We start from the raw sequence: 17,369 nt of genomic DNA, 5'->3' as shown, positions 1-17,369 counted from the left end.
TACACGGATTTTGTGGATTGATATGAAACAAAAAGAGCTTGCCAAATGGCAAGCTCTTTTTGTTTTGGTTCGGTTGCTTATGGTCGTACACGAAATCCAGGTAATCCGGAAAATCTGAGCGAATCCATGGTTCAGACGGCCACGTTGTGCTCGCGTAAAGCGTCGTTCAACGACGTTTTCAGGTCGGTGCTGGGCTTGCGCTGGCCAATGATGAGGGCGCAGGGCACCTGGTACTCGCCAGCGGGGAACTGCTTGGTGTAGGAACCAGGAATCACGACCGAACGAGCCGGCACCATGCCTTTGTACTCCTTGGGCTCAGAGCCCGTTACGTCGATGATTTTGGTGCTGCCGGTGATGGTAACGCCTGCGCCGATAACGGCTTCTTTGCCGATGTGGCAGCCTTCTACCAGAATGCTACGCGAGCCGATGAAGGCACCGTCTTCCACAATTACCGGAGCGGCTTGCACGGGTTCTAGCACACCGCCAATGCCCACGCCGCCGCTCAGGTGCACGCCCGCGCCAATTTGCGCGCACGAGCCTACCGTGGCCCAGGTATCCACCATGGTGCCCTCGCCTACCCACGCGCCGATGTTGGTGTAGCTGGGCATCAGAATAACGCCGGGAGCCAGGTAGGCGCCGTAGCGGGCCGTAGCGGGCGGTACCACGCGCACGCCTTGGCCGGCATAATCGGTCTTGAGGCGCATTTTGTCGCGGTACTCGAAGGGCGTCAGCTCGATGGTTTCCATCTGCTGAATGGGGAAGTACAGGATAACGGCCTTCTTCACCCAGTCGTTTACCTGCCACTCGCCGTCTTTGCCTTCGATGGGCTGCGCCACGCGCAGACGGCCCTTGTCCAGCTCTTCGATCACAGCGTGAATGGCGTCGGTGGTGGCAGCTTGCTGCAACAGGCTGCGGTCGGCCCAGGCGGCTTCAATGATATTTTGCAGTTCGGAAGTATTCATATCAATTTTTAAAAACGGAATGAGCGGCAAAACTAGCGCCGGCGGTGGTTATGTTCCCAATGCCCGACCGGAAAACATTCGGGCTGCGGGTTTCCTACCCGTTCCCTACCGCTCCAGTTTAAAGCCTGCTTCCCGCGCCGGGCGCTGGTCGCGGTTGGCTACCTGCCAGCCGGTGAGGTACATCCATTGCGTCATTTTGGTGAGCTTGGCGTAGTCGATGCGGCTGGCTTCGTCTTTGGGCGTGTGGTAGTCGATGTGCAGCAGGGAGGTGTACATCACGGCCGGAATGCCCAGGCGGGCGTAGGGCAGGTGGTCGGAGCGGAAGTACCAGCCCTCGGGGTGGGTGGCTTTGTCCCACTCGGTATCGAGCTTGAACTTGGGCCCAGCCTGGTTGGCGGCCAGGGCTATATCTACCAGGTCTTGAGAGTTGCGGTGGGGCGGCGTAGAGCCTAGCAGGGCGGCACTATCGGGGTCGTTGCGGCCCATCATCTCGGCGTTCAGCACGGCTACAATCGACTCTTGCGGCACGGTAGGATTAGCCGAGTAGTAGCGCGAGCCCAGCAAGCCCCGCTCCTCGGCGCCGTGGTACACAAACAAGGCCGAGCGACGGGCGGGCTGCTGCTTGAACGCCCGCATGATGGCCAACAGGGCCGCGCAGCCGGTAGCGTTGTCGTCGGCGCCGTTGTAGATGGAGTCGCCGGCTACGGGGGCGCGGGCGCCGTCGTGGTCTTGGTGGGTGCTGAAGAGCACGTATTCCTTTTTCAGTTGCGCATCGGTGCCGGGCATCTTGGCCACAATGTTCACCGAGGGGTAGGCGAAAGTTTCCACTTTCAGCTCGGTGCTGAACTGCTGGCCGGCTTGCTGCACCCAGCCTAGGGCATTGGCGGGCAGCCACACCACAGGCGTTTGGTCGGCTGGCACCTTCACGTTGGCGTCGCCGGGCAGACCGTAGCGGCCCCGCTCGAAGATGTGGCTCCAGTGGTCGTAAATAGCCTGAGCCTTCTCATCAGACACAAATACCACGGCCACGGCACCTGCCTTGGTTAGCTCGGCGGCCTGGTCGCGCAGTTTGGCAAACAGGTAGCGCCGGTAGCTGATGCCATCGGTGGGCGCCCCGGAAATCTGCAAGGCCACGGCTTTGCCCTTCACGTCTACCTTCCCTACCTCGGCCGGCGTGGCCGTACCCACAAAGACTAATGGGGCCGTGATGCTGGCGTTGGTAGGTGCTACAATCACGGCATCGTGGTTGGGCCGGAGCTGGTGAGAGCCGATGCGGAGCGTGCTGGCGGACGTGAGGCGGGTGCGCTGGAGCTGAAAAAACTGGAAATATGTACCGTCGTCGCCGGCCGGCTCTAGGCCAATGGCGCGTATTTGCTCGGCTATCCAGGCAGAGGCGCGTAGCTCGTCGAGGGTGCCGCCTTCCCTACCCCGGTACTTGTCGTCGGCCAGCACATACAGGTCGCGCTTGATGTCGGCTTCGCGGATGGCGGCTTCGGCTTTGGGAGCTTTGGTGGTCAATTGACGGACTTTTTTCTGGGCTGTGGCAGCGTGTGGGGCCGTGAGCGTGAGGCCTAGCAGCAGGCAGCTCATGGCAGCTTTGTGCGTGATGTTCATGCGGAGGAGAGAATAGATAAATAGATGCGGAAGGCTATGATAGAGAAAAGAAACCAGTTTGTCAGGCTAGGGATTGTCTGAACTACGGATTCAGACTCCTCGCTACGCTCAGAATGACAAATACGCTTACCCTTTCAAACCCGCCCTAAAACCGGCATCTTTGGCCCCAACGATGCCGCCTACTACGATCCTACTTGCCTCCGTCCTTAAGCCCCTCGACGACACCCGTATGTTCGGGAAGTTTGGCCGTACGCTGGCTGAGCGGCCCGGGATGCAGGTGCACGTAGCCGGCCGCCGCGCCCCGCACCCACCCGGTGCGTCAACTAACCTGCATACCCACGAGCTGCTGGCAGGCTCGCGCCTGAGTTGGCAGCGCCTAGCCGCGCAGTGGCGCTATTGGCGACTGTTGCAGCAGGTGCAACCGCAAGTGGTGGTGGTGCACGCGCCAGAGCTGCTCCCGCTCACGCTGCTGTGGTGCAGCCAGGGTAGGGAGCGTCATTTTATATATGATGTGCGGGAAAACTACGCCCTCAACATCCTGACCCAGCAGGTCTACCCGCATGTGCTGCGGCAGCTGCTGGCCAAGTTGGTGCGCCGCATCGAAACGGCAGCGACACGGCGGGCCGCTGCGCTGGTGCTGGCCGAACGCAGCTACGCCGAGGAGCTACCCTTTGCCACACTCAACAACTCGGTTATTCTGGAAAACAAGTACCAGCCGCCACCCAACGAGCCTGCTTCTGCCGGGCCGCACGCCCTACCCATGCCCCCGGCACCGCTGGAACTGCTGTACTCCGGCACCATTTCGGAGCTGAATGGCGTGTTCGACGCCATTGCCTTCACGTACGCATTCAGGCAGGTATGGCCCACGGCCCGCCTCACTATCATCGGTTTCTGTCAGCAGCCGGAGGTGCTGCGCCGCCTGCAACAAGCCGTGACGGCGGCCCCCGAGGCATTGACGCTGCTTGGCGGCGACCAGCTCGTGCCGCACCGCGAGGTGGTTCGGGTCATCCAGCGTAGCCACCTGGGACTGTTGCCCTACCAGCCTCACCCGAGTACCTGGCGTTGCTTGCCCACTAAACTGTTTGAGTACGCTGCCCACGGCCTCCCCATGCTGCTACCCTACAATGCGCTGTGGCTGGCCGCAACGCAGGCATACACGGCGGCCCTACCCTGCGCAGATTTCGCGCAGCCCAACGCAACCGCTTTAGCAGCCGATCTACGGGCAACTCGTTTCTACCCTCATGGCATTCCTACGGATGTATTCTGGGCTTCGGAAGCGGCAAAATTGTGGTCCGTAGTAGATGCTATCCGGTAACTACCGACCTTCGCGACCCGTTTGCATAATAGGGTCGGCGTTTTCTTTACCTTCGACCACCTGTTTTCTTTGTTTCGCTGCCCACCCAAACTCTCTCCCCCTATGTCTACTCTGCGTTATTCCGAAATTGCCGGCGTCGGTCACTATGTACCCGAGCGTGTGGTGACCAATGCCGACATTGAACAGCTCATGGAAACCACCGATGCCTGGATTCAGGAGCGCACGGGCATCAAGGAGCGGCGCTGGTTTACGGAAGGCGTAGACACCACCGCCAACATGGGCGCCAAAGCCGCCCGCCGGGCCCTGGAAGCCGCCGGCCTCACCCCCGACGACGTGCAGCTCATCGTGTTTGCTACCCTCTCGCCCGACTACTTTTTCCCTGGCTCGGGCGTGCTGTTGCAGCGCGAGCTTGGTATGAAAGAAGCTACCCCGGCGTTCGATGTGCGCAACCAGTGTTCGGGCTTCATCTACTCGCTTTCGATGGCCGATCAATTCATCAAGACCGGCATGTATGATACGGTACTGGTGGTAGGCTCCGAAATTCACTCCTCGGGCCTCGATAAATCGACGCGTGGGCGGGCTGTATCCGTTATTTTTGGCGATGGCGCTGGCGCCGTGGTACTGCGTCCCAGCACCCAGGAAGGCCACGGCATCCTAAGCACCCACCTGCACTCCCAGGGCGAGCACGCCGAGGAGCTGATTGTGAAAGAGCCCGGCTCGAACCGCGAAGGCCGCGTAGATTACGCCATTGCCCATGAGCCCGATATGTACCCCTACATGAACGGCCAGAACGTGTTCAAGCACGCTGTAGTGCGCTTTCCGCAGGTCATCAAGGAAGCGCTGGACCAGAATGGCATGCAGCCTCAGGACATCGATATGCTGATCCCGCACCAGGCCAACCTGCGCATTACGCAGTACGTGCAGCAGAAAATGGGTTTATCGGACGATAAAATCTTCAGCAACATTCAGCGTTATGGTAATACTACCGCCGCTTCTATTCCAATTGCACTGAGCGAAGCCGTACAAGAATGCAAAGTGAAGCGCGGCGATTTGGTTTGCCTGGCGGCCTTCGGCTCCGGCTTCACTTGGGCATCGGCTCTGATTAAGTGGTAAATCATCACCTGTTAGCTTGGCTGTCATCTCGAACCGTTCCCTCTGTCATCCTGAGCTTGCGAAGGACCTTCTCACGCGAGAACGACCATCTTCACAACGACTCGTTCAATTGCCATAAGGTCCTTCGCAAGCTCAGGATGACAGAGGGACGGTTTAAGCTAACAGACAGCCTATAATGACAGAACGAAAACTCACCTTTTCACTATCCCACAATTTCACCATTTCCCCTTGCCTAGCTTCACCGAGGAAAATTACCTAAAGGCCATCTACAAACTCTCTGAAGCCGAGCCCGGTGTGGAGGTCAGCACCAACCGCATTGCGGAGGCGCTGCAAACGCGGGCGGCCTCAGTAACGGATATGCTGCGCCGCCTCGGGGAGAAAGGGTTGCTGGATTACCAGCGCTACCGGGGGGCTACCCTCACCCGCGAGGGTAGGCAGGTGGCCTTGCTCACTATTCGGCGGCACCGGCTGTGGGAAGTGTTTCTGGTGCAGACACTAGGCTTCAACTGGGACGAGGTGCACGAGGTGGCCGAGGAGATGGAGCACTTGCAGTCGCCCTTGCTGCTGCGCCGGCTCGACGAATTCCTGGGCTTCCCCCAACTCGACCCCCACGGCGACCCGATTCCGAGCGAGGATGGCGCCGTGCAGCGCCCCCGCAGCCGCCTAGTAGCCGACCTCACACCCGGCGAGCACGGCACCGTGGTAGCCGTGAAAGACACCTCACCTGCTTTCCTGCGTTACCTAGATAAGGTAGGCCTGAGCCTGGGCGCGCAGCTTGAAGTGCTGGATAAGGTAGACTTTGATAATTCGCTTGAAATCAGGGTGAACCAACAGCAAAAAGCATTGATTTCGGCGGAAGTAAGCCGCAATCTGATGGTGACGCAGTAGGGGCAGTGCGCCCTTCTACCCTGTCTGGCGGCACGCTGCCTCCACAATCCGTGTTAGGGTAACATACGTATTTTTACGACCGAATTAGCTTAGATTTTTCTCCGTGGCTGCTTTCCTTCCCCCTACCCTTTCTGATACCATCATTGCCCTGTCGACGCCACCGGGCGCGGGCGCCATTGCGGTGCTCCGCCTCTCTGGTCCGTCGGCCATTGGCATTACAGACCTAGTGTTTCACGGCCATCAGCTGTCCGACCAGCGCGGCCATACGATGCACTATGGCACCATTCGCGACGAGGGTAGGATTATTGACGAGGTGGTGGTGTCGTTGTTTCGAGGACCGCGCTCCTACACCCGCGAGGACGTGGTGGAAATCAGCTGCCACGGCTCCAACTACATTGTGCAGCAACTGCTGATGCTGTTGGTACGCTGCGGCGCCCGTCTGGCAGAGCCCGGCGAGTTCACCAAGCGGGCTTTCCTGCGCGGGGCTCTCGATCTGGCCCAGGCCGAAGCCGTAGCCGACCTCATTGCAGCCGACTCGGCCCTATCCCATCAAGTAGCCATGCAGCAGATGCGTGGCGGCTTCTCGCGCGAACTGCGCGATTTGCGGGCGCGGCTGGTGCAGTTTGCCTCGCTGCTAGAACTGGAGTTGGACTTTGGCGAAGAAGATGTGGAGTTTGCCGACCGTACCGGTTTGGTGGCATTGAGCCAGGAAGTGCAGGCGCTGGTACGCAAGCTGCTGCGCTCGTTTGAGCTAGGCAACGTCATCAAAAACGGCGTAACCACCGTTATTGCCGGCCGACCCAACGCGGGCAAGTCTACCCTCCTGAACGCCCTACTGCACGAGGAGCGCGCCATCGTATCGGCCATTGCCGGCACCACCCGCGACCTGATTGAGGATGAGGTAAGCATCGACGGCATCAGGTTCCGCTTCGTGGATACAGCCGGCCTGCGCGACACCACCGACGTGGTGGAATCCATTGGGGTAGAGCGCACTCGGCAGCGCGTATTGCAAGCGGCCGTTGTGTTGTATCTATTTGATATTACGAGCACTTCACCCGCGCAACTTGAAGCAGAGATTGATGACCTGCGCCTACCCGCCGGCGTGCCGGTAGTGGCCGTGGGCAACAAGCTCGACGTGGCTTCCGACGACGAAATCAGCACCTTCAGCGCCCGTCCCGATACCGTGCTTATTGCCGCCTCCCGCGGCGACGGTCTCGACGAGCTCCAAACGGCTTTGCTCGAGCACGTCCGCGGCGCCGGCCTCGACCGCACCGGCAGCAGCACCATCGTCACCAACCTGCGCCACGCCCGCAGCCTCGAAGCCACCATCGTGGCCCTTGATGCGGTGCTGGTAGGCCTTGCCACCGGCGCCGGTACCGAGCTGGTTGCCGCCGACCTGCGCCAGGCCCTAGCTGCGCTGGGCGAAATCACCGGTGAGATTTCCAACGACGACTTGCTGACCAGCATCTTCACGCAGTTTTGTATCGGGAAGTAGTGGCCTACGCCAGTTTGCCTTTTCCAAGGCAAGCGGCGTCGTGTAGTTCAATCACTTGTGCGGCGTCTGGGCACACCTGGCCGCTTCCATATTCACCTACCCACTCACACACGGAGTAAACGGCGCTGCGGTCTGCGTACTCCTGTTCCCATTCTCGTTGCTCTTGCTGCTGCGCGGGCGTGTCGTAGGGGAACACCAACGGGGGACGCTGCCACCCCACGCGCCAAGGCTTCGGACTAAGCCGGGCACGGTAGCAATGCTGTTTCTGACACAGGCGCACGTAGGTCGCATCGGTGCGAAACGCGGTGAAGACGGCTTGTGCGGCGGCAGTATCAGGAGTCAGGAGCTGATGGGTGACTAACAGCCGGAACCCCAACCGGGTGCGGTACACCCGAAAATTCCAGTCGGGGTGCTGGTGCAGCCAAGCCGTGAGGCGCAGTTGCAGCGACTCGTCCAAGTCGCGGTAGACTGGGGCTGGCGGTGGACTGAAAAGCCGTCGAAAAAACTCGGCTACGCTGAGTGGTGGCGGTGTTGGATAAATTCGCTCCCGTAGGTCTACTGCATCTATATCCAGAAACATAACGGCCAGCGTATTCAGCACGATGCTTCCGTAGTGGTTGCGCGTGAGGGCTCCTACTAATTCGCCCTGCTTGCTGTGTAGGCGCTGTATCAGCTCTTCCCGGAGCGGAGCGCTACCCGTAGGGTATTCGACCAGCGCCTGGTTGGCCAGCAGACGGGCATGGCGCGTATGCAGGAGCTGCTCAACGGCTTGTTTAGCCGCTGCCTCACTGTCGTCGCTGCCGGCGTATGCCGTGAGGTGGTAGGGCAAACCCGCCGCGTCGGCACAATCGAGGGTTGCGCGTGCCCAATAAGAGTATACTTGCATTTGAAAACGAGGTGAGCCGCCAAGATAACCTACCCAGCCTCATCCTGCCGCTTTCCGTTGACCCTTTTATCACGCATTCCGCCTACCTATGCTTTCTACCCTAAACCCCACTGCCCTACCCTCCGCCGATACCCTCCGTCGCCTGTGCCAGTCGCTGGCGGTGCTGGATGCCGTAAATGCTCCGGAGCCTGAGTATCGGTATTACACCTACAACCCGGCGTGGGATGAAAGCGAGGAGCTGTTTGAAATGGCTGATGGCGAAGGCGACCAGATGCTGGTGCTATTCCGGCCGGAAGGCTGCGTCATCAACGGTTTCCTGGCCGACTACGACCAGCCCGATAAAGCCCAGGTGACCCGCGGCCTACCCGATGCGTTTGATGAGTTCATGTTTGGGGAGCCGGTCAACTCTATTGGCACCACGTTTTGCCTGTGGTACACGCCTGCGCACGGCTGGCAAACCGGCGTGGTAGAAAACGAAGACGATGGCTCCGAGGAGCTACTATTCATCTTCGACCAACAACCTGCTACCTACACCGAGTGGGCCACCGAGTACTACCTCGACGAAACCGACCGGCAGCCCATTGCTGCTGACGCCGTAGCGGCCATTTATCGTCATGAATCACTCACAAAAGACACGGCTCTAGCTATCAACAGCGAACTAGAAGACTGGGCCGAGCTAGAGGCAGACCTACAAGGCATCGGCTACCCCTACAACTTTGGGTAGGCACTAAAGCTGTTTAGGTCTCTAACTGTCAGCTTGATCTGGCGTCCGTTTGCTGAATCGCAATGGTCAGAATGATCTAAAACGACCTGTTAAACAGCTTTGCTATCTACCTGTTTTACGGTATACCTTGCTCCTTATGGCGGCCTTCACTACCCATGTCTACACCTCCGAGCTATACGACCGTCCGGCCCTGACAACCACTCAGGCGCTGGACTGGCCGGGGGTGCGGCTTGAGCGCTATCAGCTGGACGCAATGACCCTACCCGCGCACTACCACGAGCAACACCTCCTACTCGTGCACCAGGGGGAGCAGCCGGTAGTAGCCAGCAGGCGCACCGGCGCGCGCGTGGAGGCTGACCAGTTTCGTCGGGGAGATGTCGGTCTATACCCACAGGGAGAGTATGGCCCGTTTGGGTGGGATGGCCCCGCGGACATCATTCATGTGCACTTGGATGCGCAGGCTCTGGAAACACGCGCCCGCCGCGACCTGGACCTCGCGTACTTCGCTTTGCGCGAGCGGTTTCGCAACGAGGACGGACTATTGGCGCAAGTAGGCCAGCAGTTGCTTGCGGCTGCTGGGCGGGCGCATACCCTGGGTCAGCTTTATGCTGAGTCGTTGGTCACGGCCCTCTCCTACCATTTGATTGAGCACCACGCTACCTTTGAGCGCCGCTTACCGGGGCAGACCCAGGGCCGCCTACTCACGGCAGTGCTGACGCGCATAGACGCGTATCTGGAGGCGCACGCGGAGATACCCATCACGCTGGAAGCGCTGGCTGACTTAGCCAATTTGAGCGTCTTTCACTTCGCCCGCCGCTTCAAGCACACCACCGGCCGCTCGCCCTACCAGTACGTGCTGGATTGGAAAATCCGACAAGCCCGCGCCCTGCTGCGGGCTGGCGAGCTGCCCGTGGCGGCTATTGGCGACGCGCTGGGCTTTGCTTCGCCGGCGCATTTTGCGGCTGCCTTTAAGCGGGCCACGGGTCAGAGTCCGCGTGCGTTTCAGCAGAGCTAGGCTACGCCGCACAAGCGCAAGAATGTGTAAGTAAAGCGCAAGAATCAGGCGTTGGGCCGAGAGAGGGTTGAGGACCTTTGGGGTAGTTAAAGTGGCCGCGGCAAAGCGGCTGTTTCTTCCTCTTCTCTCTTTCTATGAATCCTCTACTTGTAGTGGCCGGCGCGACGGGTAACCTCGGCAGCCGTATTGTAAATGCCCTGCGGCAGCGTGGTGCACATGTGCGGGTGCTGGTGCGCCCCGAAACCAATTCCGCCAAAGTTGACAGCCTAACCCAGCAGGGCATCGAGGTGCGCCGCGTCGACTTTGCGGACCTCCCTACCCTCACCCAAGCCTGCACTGGGGCTGACTGCGTGGTATCGGTGCTAGCGGGTCTGCGCGAAGTCATTGTGGAAGCGCAAACGCAGCTGCTTCAGGCGGCCGTAGCTGCCGGCGTGCCGCGCTTCATCCCCTCCGATTTTTGCAGCGACTACACCCAGCAGGAGCCCGGCGCGAACCGCAATTTTGACCTGCGGCGTGAGTTTCAGAGCCGCCTCGACCAAGCGCCTATTGCCGCTACATCCATTCTCAACGGAGCCTTCGCCGAAGTGCTGACCTACAATATTCCGCTGTTTGACTTCCGGCAGCGGCAGGTAGGCTACTGGGAAGATGCCGACTGGCACATCGACTTTACTACGATGGACGACACGGCCGCTTTCACCGTCGCCGCCGCGCTGGACCCCACTACGCCCCGTTTTCTGCGCATCGCCAGCTTCCAGCCCAGCCCCCGCGAGCTAGTTACCCTCGCCCAGCAGGCCGGCCGGGGAAATTTCACCCTAACACAGCTAGGCTCTCGGGCTGATTTAGCTGCGGCCATTCAGCACGTGCGGGCGGCCAACCCCGCCGGCGAGCAGCAGCTATACGCCGACTGGCAGCAAATGCAGTACCTGCTCAGCATGTTTAGCGTGCAGAACCACCCCCTCGACAACGCCCGCTACCCAGACCTCACCTGGACCTCTCCTCTTACCTTCTTAACGAACTGATTTTATGCAACCTGACACCTCTTCTACCCTGGGCGCTTACTCCGACGAGGCACTAATTCAGCGCTTGCCTGGCTTTACCAACCACTACGCAACCGTCAATGGGGTGCGGCTCCATTACGTGGAAGGCGGCAGTGGTCCGGCTCTGATCTGCCTACCGGGCTGGCCACAAACCTGGTACTCCTACCACCCCATTGCCGCCGAGCTGGCCCGGCACTACCGGGTCATCATCGTGGACATTCGCGGCATGGGCAGCTCCGAGAAGCCCGCCACTGGCTACGACAAAAAGACGATGGCTCAGGACATATACGCTCTATTGCGCCACCTGAACATAGAAAAAGCCTCCCTACTCGGCCACGATATCGGCGGCATGGTTGCCAGCAGCTTCGGCTTTAACTACCCGCAGGCAACGGAAAAACTTATTCTGGCCGATGGCGCCCATCCCAGCGAAGGCATGCGGCAGATGCCGCTGCTACCGGCTCCCGGCGCTTTCAACGATAAAATGGATGGGCAGCAGCCCTACGTTTGGTGGATGGCCTTCAACCAGGTGAAAGAGCTGCCCGAACAGCTTCTGGCCGGACGTTTCCACTACCTGCTAGACTACCTTTTCCGCTACGTGATGTTGGACGAGCGGCAAATGTCGGCCTTTGATCGGGAGGTGTATGCGGCCGTGTATAACCAGCCCGAAAACATTCGGGCTGCCAATGCCTGGTACCAGGCGCTAAACCAGGATATTGCCGACGCCAACACCTACGAGCGCCTCACGATGCCGGTGCTGGGTATCGGCAGCAACGTATCATTCAACTACTTGCAAATGAGCTTACCATACATGGCCGAAAACGTGGAAGTGGTGGGCATTCTGGACAGCGGCCACTACATGTATGAGGAAAAGCCAGCGCAGGTAGTAGACGCCGTGTTACGCTTCCTGAAACACGCTGGTTAAGATCTTTGGATCTTTTACTACTGGCGCGAGTTTAGCGCAGCGTAACTCGTGCCCGCTAAGACGTGGAGGCTGCGCCTCCATTGCCACGCTAGCGGCAAGCCGGAGCCGCACCGCCAAACAAACTGCTTGAATTAGCAAAAGCGCTATTGGAAATGGGGTAGAGACGCATACTTGCGTCTCGTCGTTGAACGTCTGTCGCCTAAATCGTTCAACGACGAGACGCAAGTCCATTTCCAACAGCCAAATACCTTACCACCTACCCCAGCCACCCATACAGCACAGCAGCTAGCACCGCTCCGATGAATGGGCCTACCACCGGAATCCAAGCATAGGACCACTCGCTGGAGCCTTTGCCCTTGATGGGTAGCAGGGCGTGCGCGATGCGGGGTCCCAGGTCGCGGGCCGGGTTGATGGCGTAGCCCGTAGTACCGCCCAGGCCCAGCCCCACTACCCACACCAGCAGCGCCACCGGCAATGCCCCTACCGAGCCCAACCCAATGGGCGTATGGGTAGGCGTGATTTCACCACCTACAATGTAGAAGATGGTGAGCACCAGCACCAGTGTACCTAGGATTTCGCTGCACAGGTTGCTGACGTGGTTGCGAATGGCCGGGCCAGTGGCAAACACCGCCAGCTTGGCCAGCGGGTCGGGCGTACGGTCGAAGTGGTCTTTGTATAGCACCCATACCAACGTGTTACCCACAAAGGCGCCCGCCAACTGTGCCCCGACGTAGGGCAGCACCTGCGACCAGCCAAACTTACCAGTTACGGCCAGTCCCAGCGTCACGGCGGGGTTCAGGTGGGCACCGCTGCTGGGGCCGGCAATCACTACCCCTACAAATACCGCCAGGGCCCAGGCCGTGCTAATAACTATCCAGCCGCTGTTGTGGCCTTTCGTGTCGTTCAGCACCACGTTGGCCACTGCTCCATTGCCGAGCAGAAGCAGCACAGCGGTTCCCACAAACTCTGCTACGAAAGGGCTCATTTGGCGGTGGTTTCTGGGGTGGCCTCTGTTTTCATGGGATGCGCGCCCTCCGACCACACTTGCAGGGCCTGCACGGCCCGGTTCCAGTTAGCAATACCATCCTCAATGGTAGCGCGGTTGGGCTTGGGCGTATACGAAGTATCGGCCTGCCCCAACGCTTTTATTTCCTCTACGCTTTGCCAGTACCCCACGGCTAGCCCGGCCAGGTAGGCAGCACCCAGAGCGGTGGTTTCGGCCATGCGGGGGCGTACTACGCTTGTGTTCAGCACATCGGCCAGAAACTGCATAAGTAGCTCGTTGCTGGTGGCGCCGCCATCTACGCGCAGCGCCGTAATGGGCAGTTCTGCATCGGCCTGCATGGCTTGTAGCACGTCCATAGTCTGGTAGGCAATGGCCTCCACGGCGGCGCGGGCTACGTGTGCCGCCTTCGTGGCGCGGCTCATCCCGAAGATGACGCCCCGGGCGTAGGGGTCCCAGTAGGGCGCGCCCAACCCGGCAAACGCCGGCACGAAATACACGCCATCGGTACTGCTCACCTGCCGGGCCAACTGCTCTACCTCGGCCGAGGTTTTGATGATGCCCAGGTTGTCGCGCAGCCACTGCACCACGGCACCCGCAATGAAAATACTACCCTCCAGCGCGTACTGCACCTGTCCGTTTATTTGCCAGGCCACCGTAGTGAGCAGGTTGTTTTGCGACGCCTTGGGTTCGGTACCGATGTTCATCAGCATGAAGCAGCCGGTGCCGTAGGTGCTTTTCACCATGCCCGGCTCGGTGCACAATTGCCCAAACAGCGCGGCCTGCTGGTCGCCGGCAATGCCAGCAATGGGAATCTTAGAGGCAAAAATGGTGGTCTTGGTTTCGCCGTACACCTCGCTCGACTGCCGCACCTCGGGCAACATGCTGCGCGGAATATCGAACAGCGCCAGCAGCTCGTCGTCCCAGGCCAGGGAGTGGATGTTGAACAACATGGTGCGCGAGGCGTTGGTGACGTCCGTGACGTGCAGTTCGCCCTGCGTGAAATTCCAGATCAGCCAGCTGTCCACGGTACCGAAAGCCAGCTTGCCGGCCTCCGCCTTTTTACGGGCGCCCTTCACGTTATCGAGAATCCAGCGCACTTTGCTGGCCGAGAAATAGGCATCCAGCAATAAACCGGTTTTCGAGCGAATCAGGTCTTCCCTACCCTCTGCGCGCAGCTCGTCGCAGTAGGCGGCCGTGCGCCGGTCTTGCCACACAATGGCGTTGTAAACCGGCTTGCCGGTTTTGCGGTTCCAGACCACCACCGTTTCGCGCTGGTTGGTGATGCCGAGTGCCGCAATGCTCTTGCCATTCTGCCCTGCCTTCACGGTAGCCTCCGCCGCCACGCCCGCCTGCGTCGACCAGATTTCCAACGGGTCGTGCTCTACCCAGCCCGGCTTCGGAAAGATCTGCGTGAACTCCTTCTGCGCCTGCGATACAATGTGCCCTTTCTGGTCGAAAAGAATAGCGCGGGAGCTGGTTGTGCCTTGGTCGAGTGAGAGAATGTATTGCTGCATAGGGGAATTTATTGGATGGCAGGAAGTTGCGGAAAATTGCGGGTTTTAACACGTCTAATAAGGTAGAGACGACAGCCAACTACACCGCTAGGGCGTCATGCTGAGCTTGTCGGAGCATCTCGCGTGCTGACGACAGATAATACCCCACATCAGCACGCGAGATGCTTCGACAAGCTCAGCATGACGATCCTAAAAATGGATACTCAGGATTCTTCAGCCACAGGCCGCGGCTGGCTTTGCAGCACATAATGCTGCGCTACCTTGCCAAAAGCAGCTACCTGCTCCTGTTCCCAGCGGGCGTCGTGCCCCAGCTCGCGGGCCAGCAGGGCAGCCACTTCCGGCGCCATTCTGATAGCGGCCTGCGCATCCAGAAACAACACCCGTACACGGCGCGCCAGTACGTCTTCCACGGTGCGCGCCAGCTCGTAGCGAGCGGCCCACACCACTTCGGCCTTCAAGAATTCCAGGGTAGGGTCTAGCTTTTCGCCCAGAGTAGGCTCGGCGGCAACTAGTTGCTGCAAAGCGGGTTGGTCGGAGCCGTACACGTAGAGGTGGTTGCTGCGGTCCGTAGTAGCCAGGGCGCCGTGGATGGGCAGGTGCGCCGTCTGGCTTTGCGCTTTAGGAAGCTTGCCTATGGCAATAGCCTTGTCCACTGTGTCCTGGCCCATGCGGCGGTAGGTAGTCCACTTGCCGCCAGTAATGGTAATCAGGCCCGCGTCTGATACCAGAATCTTATGGCTGCGGGAAATCTCCTTGGTTTTCTCGGAGCCATCTTGGGGCGCGGCCAGGGGCCGCAGGCCGGCAAAAACGCTTAGCGCATCGCTCCGTTTGGGTGGGCGCGCCAGGTAGCGGGCGGCAGTACGCAGAATGAAATCGATTTCCTCTTCCAGCGCCTGAGGCTCCTGGCTGTACTCACTCAGGGGCGTGTCGGTGGTGCCCAGCACCACGCGCTCGTGCCACGGCACAGCAAACAGCACCCGTCCGTCGTCGGTCTTCGGAATCATGATGGCATCGTTGCCGGGTAGGAAGGATTTGTCGAGCACAATGTGCACGCCCTGGCTGGGACGCACCAGTTTTTTGGCGCCGGGCTGGTCCATTTGCAGGATTTCATCGACAAAGATGCCGGTGGCATTCACCACGGCTTTGGACGTTAGCTCATACACGCGCCCTGTTTCCTGGTCGGCGGCTACTACCCCGGCTACCTTGCCCTGCGCATCTTTCAGCAGATTGCGTACCTCGAAGTGGTTGAGCAGCGTGCCGCCTTGCTCAATAGCCGTTTGCGCCAAATTCACGGCTAGGCGGGCATCGTCAAACTGCCCATCGTGGTAGAGCACGCCGCCTCTCAGGCCGTCGGTTTTGATGTTGCCCAGGCGCCGGACGGTTTCTTTTTTATTGAGATGCTTGGAAGCGCCCAGGCTCAGCTTGCCGGCCAGCAGGTCGTACATCGTCAGGCCGATGGTATAGAACGCCCCACCCCACCACTCGTAGTTGGGAATGATAAAATCCTGATTTTTGACCAAGTGAGGGGCATTTTTCAGCAGCAGCCCTCGCTCGTAGAGGGCCTCTCGCACTAGGCCAATATCGCCTTGTGCCAGGTAGCGCACGCCGCCGTGTACCAGCTTAGTGCTGCGGCTGCTAGTGCCCTTGGCATAGTCTACTTGTTCGAGTAGCAGGGTTTTGTAGCCCCGGCTAATGCCGTCGAGCGCTACGCCTAAGCCCGTAGCACCACCTCCAATCACAATCAGGTCCCAGATGGGCTGGCTGGTCAACTGCTGGATGAGGGTTTCCCGCTGGAAACTACGCTCGGTTACTTGCTTGCCCATATTTTCGTTTTGTTACTTTAATTTTCAATATCAATATAAAAATAACAAAACGAAATTTACAAACGAAACAAAATAACACAACAGCTTTATATAATTACAGGTAGTTACATCATACTACTCTATTTATCAATTACTTAATACGAATATTCATCCCGAAGCGATACTGTAAACTTATTGCTCATCTTCCCACCATCTCATTGTAACCGAAACACAACAGCTAGAAAGAGCATAAAAGAAGACAGCTCCACGAAAAATTGGATACATTTACTTTGATGAATCCCAGCATGAAAAGGCACCAGCTCATTTTGCAGCAGTTGCAGGAGCATAAGCACGTAGAAGTACCCGCGCTGTGCGAGGTGCTAAATGTGTCGGCCGTGACAATCCGTAAGGATCTGAAACTACTTGAAGAAAAAGGATTGCTGTTTCGTACCCACGGCGGCGCGGCCCTGGAGAGTCCGTATATCAAGGACCGGCCTGTGAACGAGAAGGAGTTGCTGAACGTGACCGAGAAAACGGCCATTGTGTCGGCCGCTGCCCGGCTCATTGAGGCACAGGAGTCGGTTATTATTGCCTCGGGCACCACCATGCTGGCGCTGGCCCGCGCCCTACCCGCCCAGTTGCCGCTCACCGTTATTACCACAGCCCTGAACGTGGGCATGGAGCTGTTGCGCCACCCCGAAATAGAGGTGTTGCAGCTTGGCGGCTACCTACGGCACAGTTCATCATCGGTGACGGGACCGTACGCCGAGCAGGTGCTAGCCGATACTTCGTGCAGCAAGCTCTTCCTAGGCATCGACGGTATCGACCTGGATTTTGGCCTGACTACCACCAACATGGGCGAGGCCCGCCTGAACCAGCAGATGATTCGGGCAGCGCAGGAAACCATTGTGCTAGCCGACTCCTCGAAGTTCGGCCGCCGCGGCTTCGGCCGTATCTGTGGCCTCGACCAAGTGCACCGCATCATTACCGACGCTGGTATCTCTCACCATGATGCCAAGCGGCTGGAAGAGCAAGGCATCCTGCTGACTGTGGTATAGAAACCCGGCCTGCAAACC

At 59.2% G+C, this 17,369-nt stretch carries 15 protein-coding genes; 9 read left to right on the top strand and 6 right to left on the bottom strand.

The genetic code is table 11. The annotated features are described in order from the left end of the window. Window positions 1-131: 131 nt before the first annotated feature. A complete protein-coding gene (locus F1C16_RS06805) occupies window positions 132-962 on the bottom strand; it encodes a 2,3,4,5-tetrahydropyridine-2,6-dicarboxylate N-succinyltransferase (RefSeq protein WP_185283588.1) in 831 nt (276 codons plus the stop codon). Window positions 963-1,067: 105 nt separating this feature from the next. Further along, window positions 1,068-2,576: a M28 family peptidase gene (locus tag F1C16_RS06800; protein ID WP_258049051.1), complete on the bottom strand. Its 1,509-nt coding sequence runs from the start codon at window positions 2,574-2,576 to the stop codon at window positions 1,068-1,070. Window positions 2,577-2,748: 172 nt separating this feature from the next. On the opposite strand from F1C16_RS06800, the gene F1C16_RS06795 reads away from it, so the two are divergent. The 4 genes from F1C16_RS06795 to mnmE all read left to right on the top strand — a co-directional run bounded on the left by F1C16_RS06795 (window position 2,749) and on the right by mnmE (window position 7,387). Then, a complete protein-coding gene (locus F1C16_RS06795; protein WP_185283587.1) occupies window positions 2,749-3,891 on the top strand; it encodes a glycosyltransferase in 1,143 nt (380 codons plus the stop codon). A gap of 102 nt (window positions 3,892-3,993) precedes the next feature. Next, complete coding sequence (locus F1C16_RS06790; protein WP_219733445.1) at window positions 3,994-5,004, top strand: 3-oxoacyl-ACP synthase III family protein; 1,011 nt, start codon at window positions 3,994-3,996, stop codon at window positions 5,002-5,004. 228 nt (window positions 5,005-5,232) lie between these two features. Further along, complete coding sequence (locus tag F1C16_RS06785; RefSeq protein WP_185283586.1) at window positions 5,233-5,892, top strand: metal-dependent transcriptional regulator; 660 nt, start codon at window positions 5,233-5,235, stop codon at window positions 5,890-5,892. A gap of 103 nt (window positions 5,893-5,995) precedes the next feature. Then, on the top strand, window positions 5,996-7,387 hold the full coding sequence (gene mnmE / locus F1C16_RS06780) for a tRNA uridine-5-carboxymethylaminomethyl(34) synthesis GTPase MnmE (protein WP_185283585.1): 1,392 nt from the start codon (window positions 5,996-5,998) through the stop codon (window positions 7,385-7,387). 4 nt (window positions 7,388-7,391) lie between these two features. Here the strand turns inward: mnmE and F1C16_RS06775 are convergent, their stop codons facing one another. Then, complete coding sequence (locus F1C16_RS06775; protein ID WP_185283584.1) at window positions 7,392-8,273, bottom strand: hypothetical protein; 882 nt, start codon at window positions 8,271-8,273, stop codon at window positions 7,392-7,394. A gap of 88 nt (window positions 8,274-8,361) precedes the next feature. On the opposite strand from F1C16_RS06775, the gene F1C16_RS06770 reads away from it, so the two are divergent. From F1C16_RS06770 to F1C16_RS06755, 4 genes are all read left to right on the top strand, one after another. After that, window positions 8,362-8,997, top strand: a complete 636-nt coding sequence (locus F1C16_RS06770; protein ID WP_185283583.1) for a hypothetical protein — start codon at window positions 8,362-8,364, stop codon at window positions 8,995-8,997. Window positions 8,998-9,133: 136 nt separating this feature from the next. Beyond that, the gene (locus tag F1C16_RS06765) at window positions 9,134-10,012 is read left to right on the top strand and encodes a helix-turn-helix transcriptional regulator (protein WP_185283582.1); all 879 of its coding nucleotides are present in this window, start codon (window positions 9,134-9,136) and stop codon (window positions 10,010-10,012) included. Between the two features lie 134 nt (window positions 10,013-10,146). Beyond that, window positions 10,147-11,031, top strand: coding sequence for an NmrA family NAD(P)-binding protein (locus tag F1C16_RS06760; RefSeq protein WP_185283581.1), 885 nt, complete (start codon window positions 10,147-10,149; stop codon window positions 11,029-11,031). 4 nt (window positions 11,032-11,035) lie between these two features. Continuing rightward, the gene (locus tag F1C16_RS06755; protein ID WP_185283580.1) at window positions 11,036-11,971 is read left to right on the top strand and encodes an alpha/beta fold hydrolase; all 936 of its coding nucleotides are present in this window, start codon (window positions 11,036-11,038) and stop codon (window positions 11,969-11,971) included. A gap of 256 nt (window positions 11,972-12,227) precedes the next feature. Here F1C16_RS06755 and F1C16_RS06750 read toward each other — a convergent pair whose 3' ends face one another. From F1C16_RS06750 to F1C16_RS06740, 3 genes are all read right to left on the bottom strand, one after another. Further along, the gene (locus F1C16_RS06750) at window positions 12,228-12,956 is read right to left on the bottom strand and encodes an MIP/aquaporin family protein (RefSeq protein WP_185283579.1); all 729 of its coding nucleotides are present in this window, start codon (window positions 12,954-12,956) and stop codon (window positions 12,228-12,230) included. Next, a complete protein-coding gene (gene glpK, locus F1C16_RS06745) occupies window positions 12,953-14,491 on the bottom strand; it encodes a glycerol kinase GlpK (protein WP_185283578.1) in 1,539 nt (512 codons plus the stop codon). The genes F1C16_RS06750 and glpK overlap by 4 nt, the downstream gene beginning before the upstream one ends. Before the next feature lie 203 nt (window positions 14,492-14,694). Then, entirely contained in the window at window positions 14,695-16,314 is a 1,620-nt protein-coding gene (locus F1C16_RS06740; protein WP_185283577.1) for a glycerol-3-phosphate dehydrogenase/oxidase, read from the bottom strand. 284 nt (window positions 16,315-16,598) lie between these two features. Here F1C16_RS06740 and F1C16_RS06735 point away from each other — a divergent pair, with 284 nt between their 5' ends. Further along, complete coding sequence (locus F1C16_RS06735; RefSeq protein ID WP_185283576.1) at window positions 16,599-17,351, top strand: DeoR/GlpR family DNA-binding transcription regulator; 753 nt, start codon at window positions 16,599-16,601, stop codon at window positions 17,349-17,351. Window positions 17,352-17,369: the final 18 nt, after the last annotated feature.

The sequence above is a fragment of the Hymenobacter sp. NBH84 genome, from assembly GCF_014217645.1.
Lineage (GTDB): Bacteria > Bacteroidota > Bacteroidia > Cytophagales > Hymenobacteraceae > Hymenobacter > Hymenobacter profundi.
The sequence above is the reverse complement of the archived record's forward strand: the minus strand, read 5'-3'. Positions and strand labels throughout refer to the sequence as shown.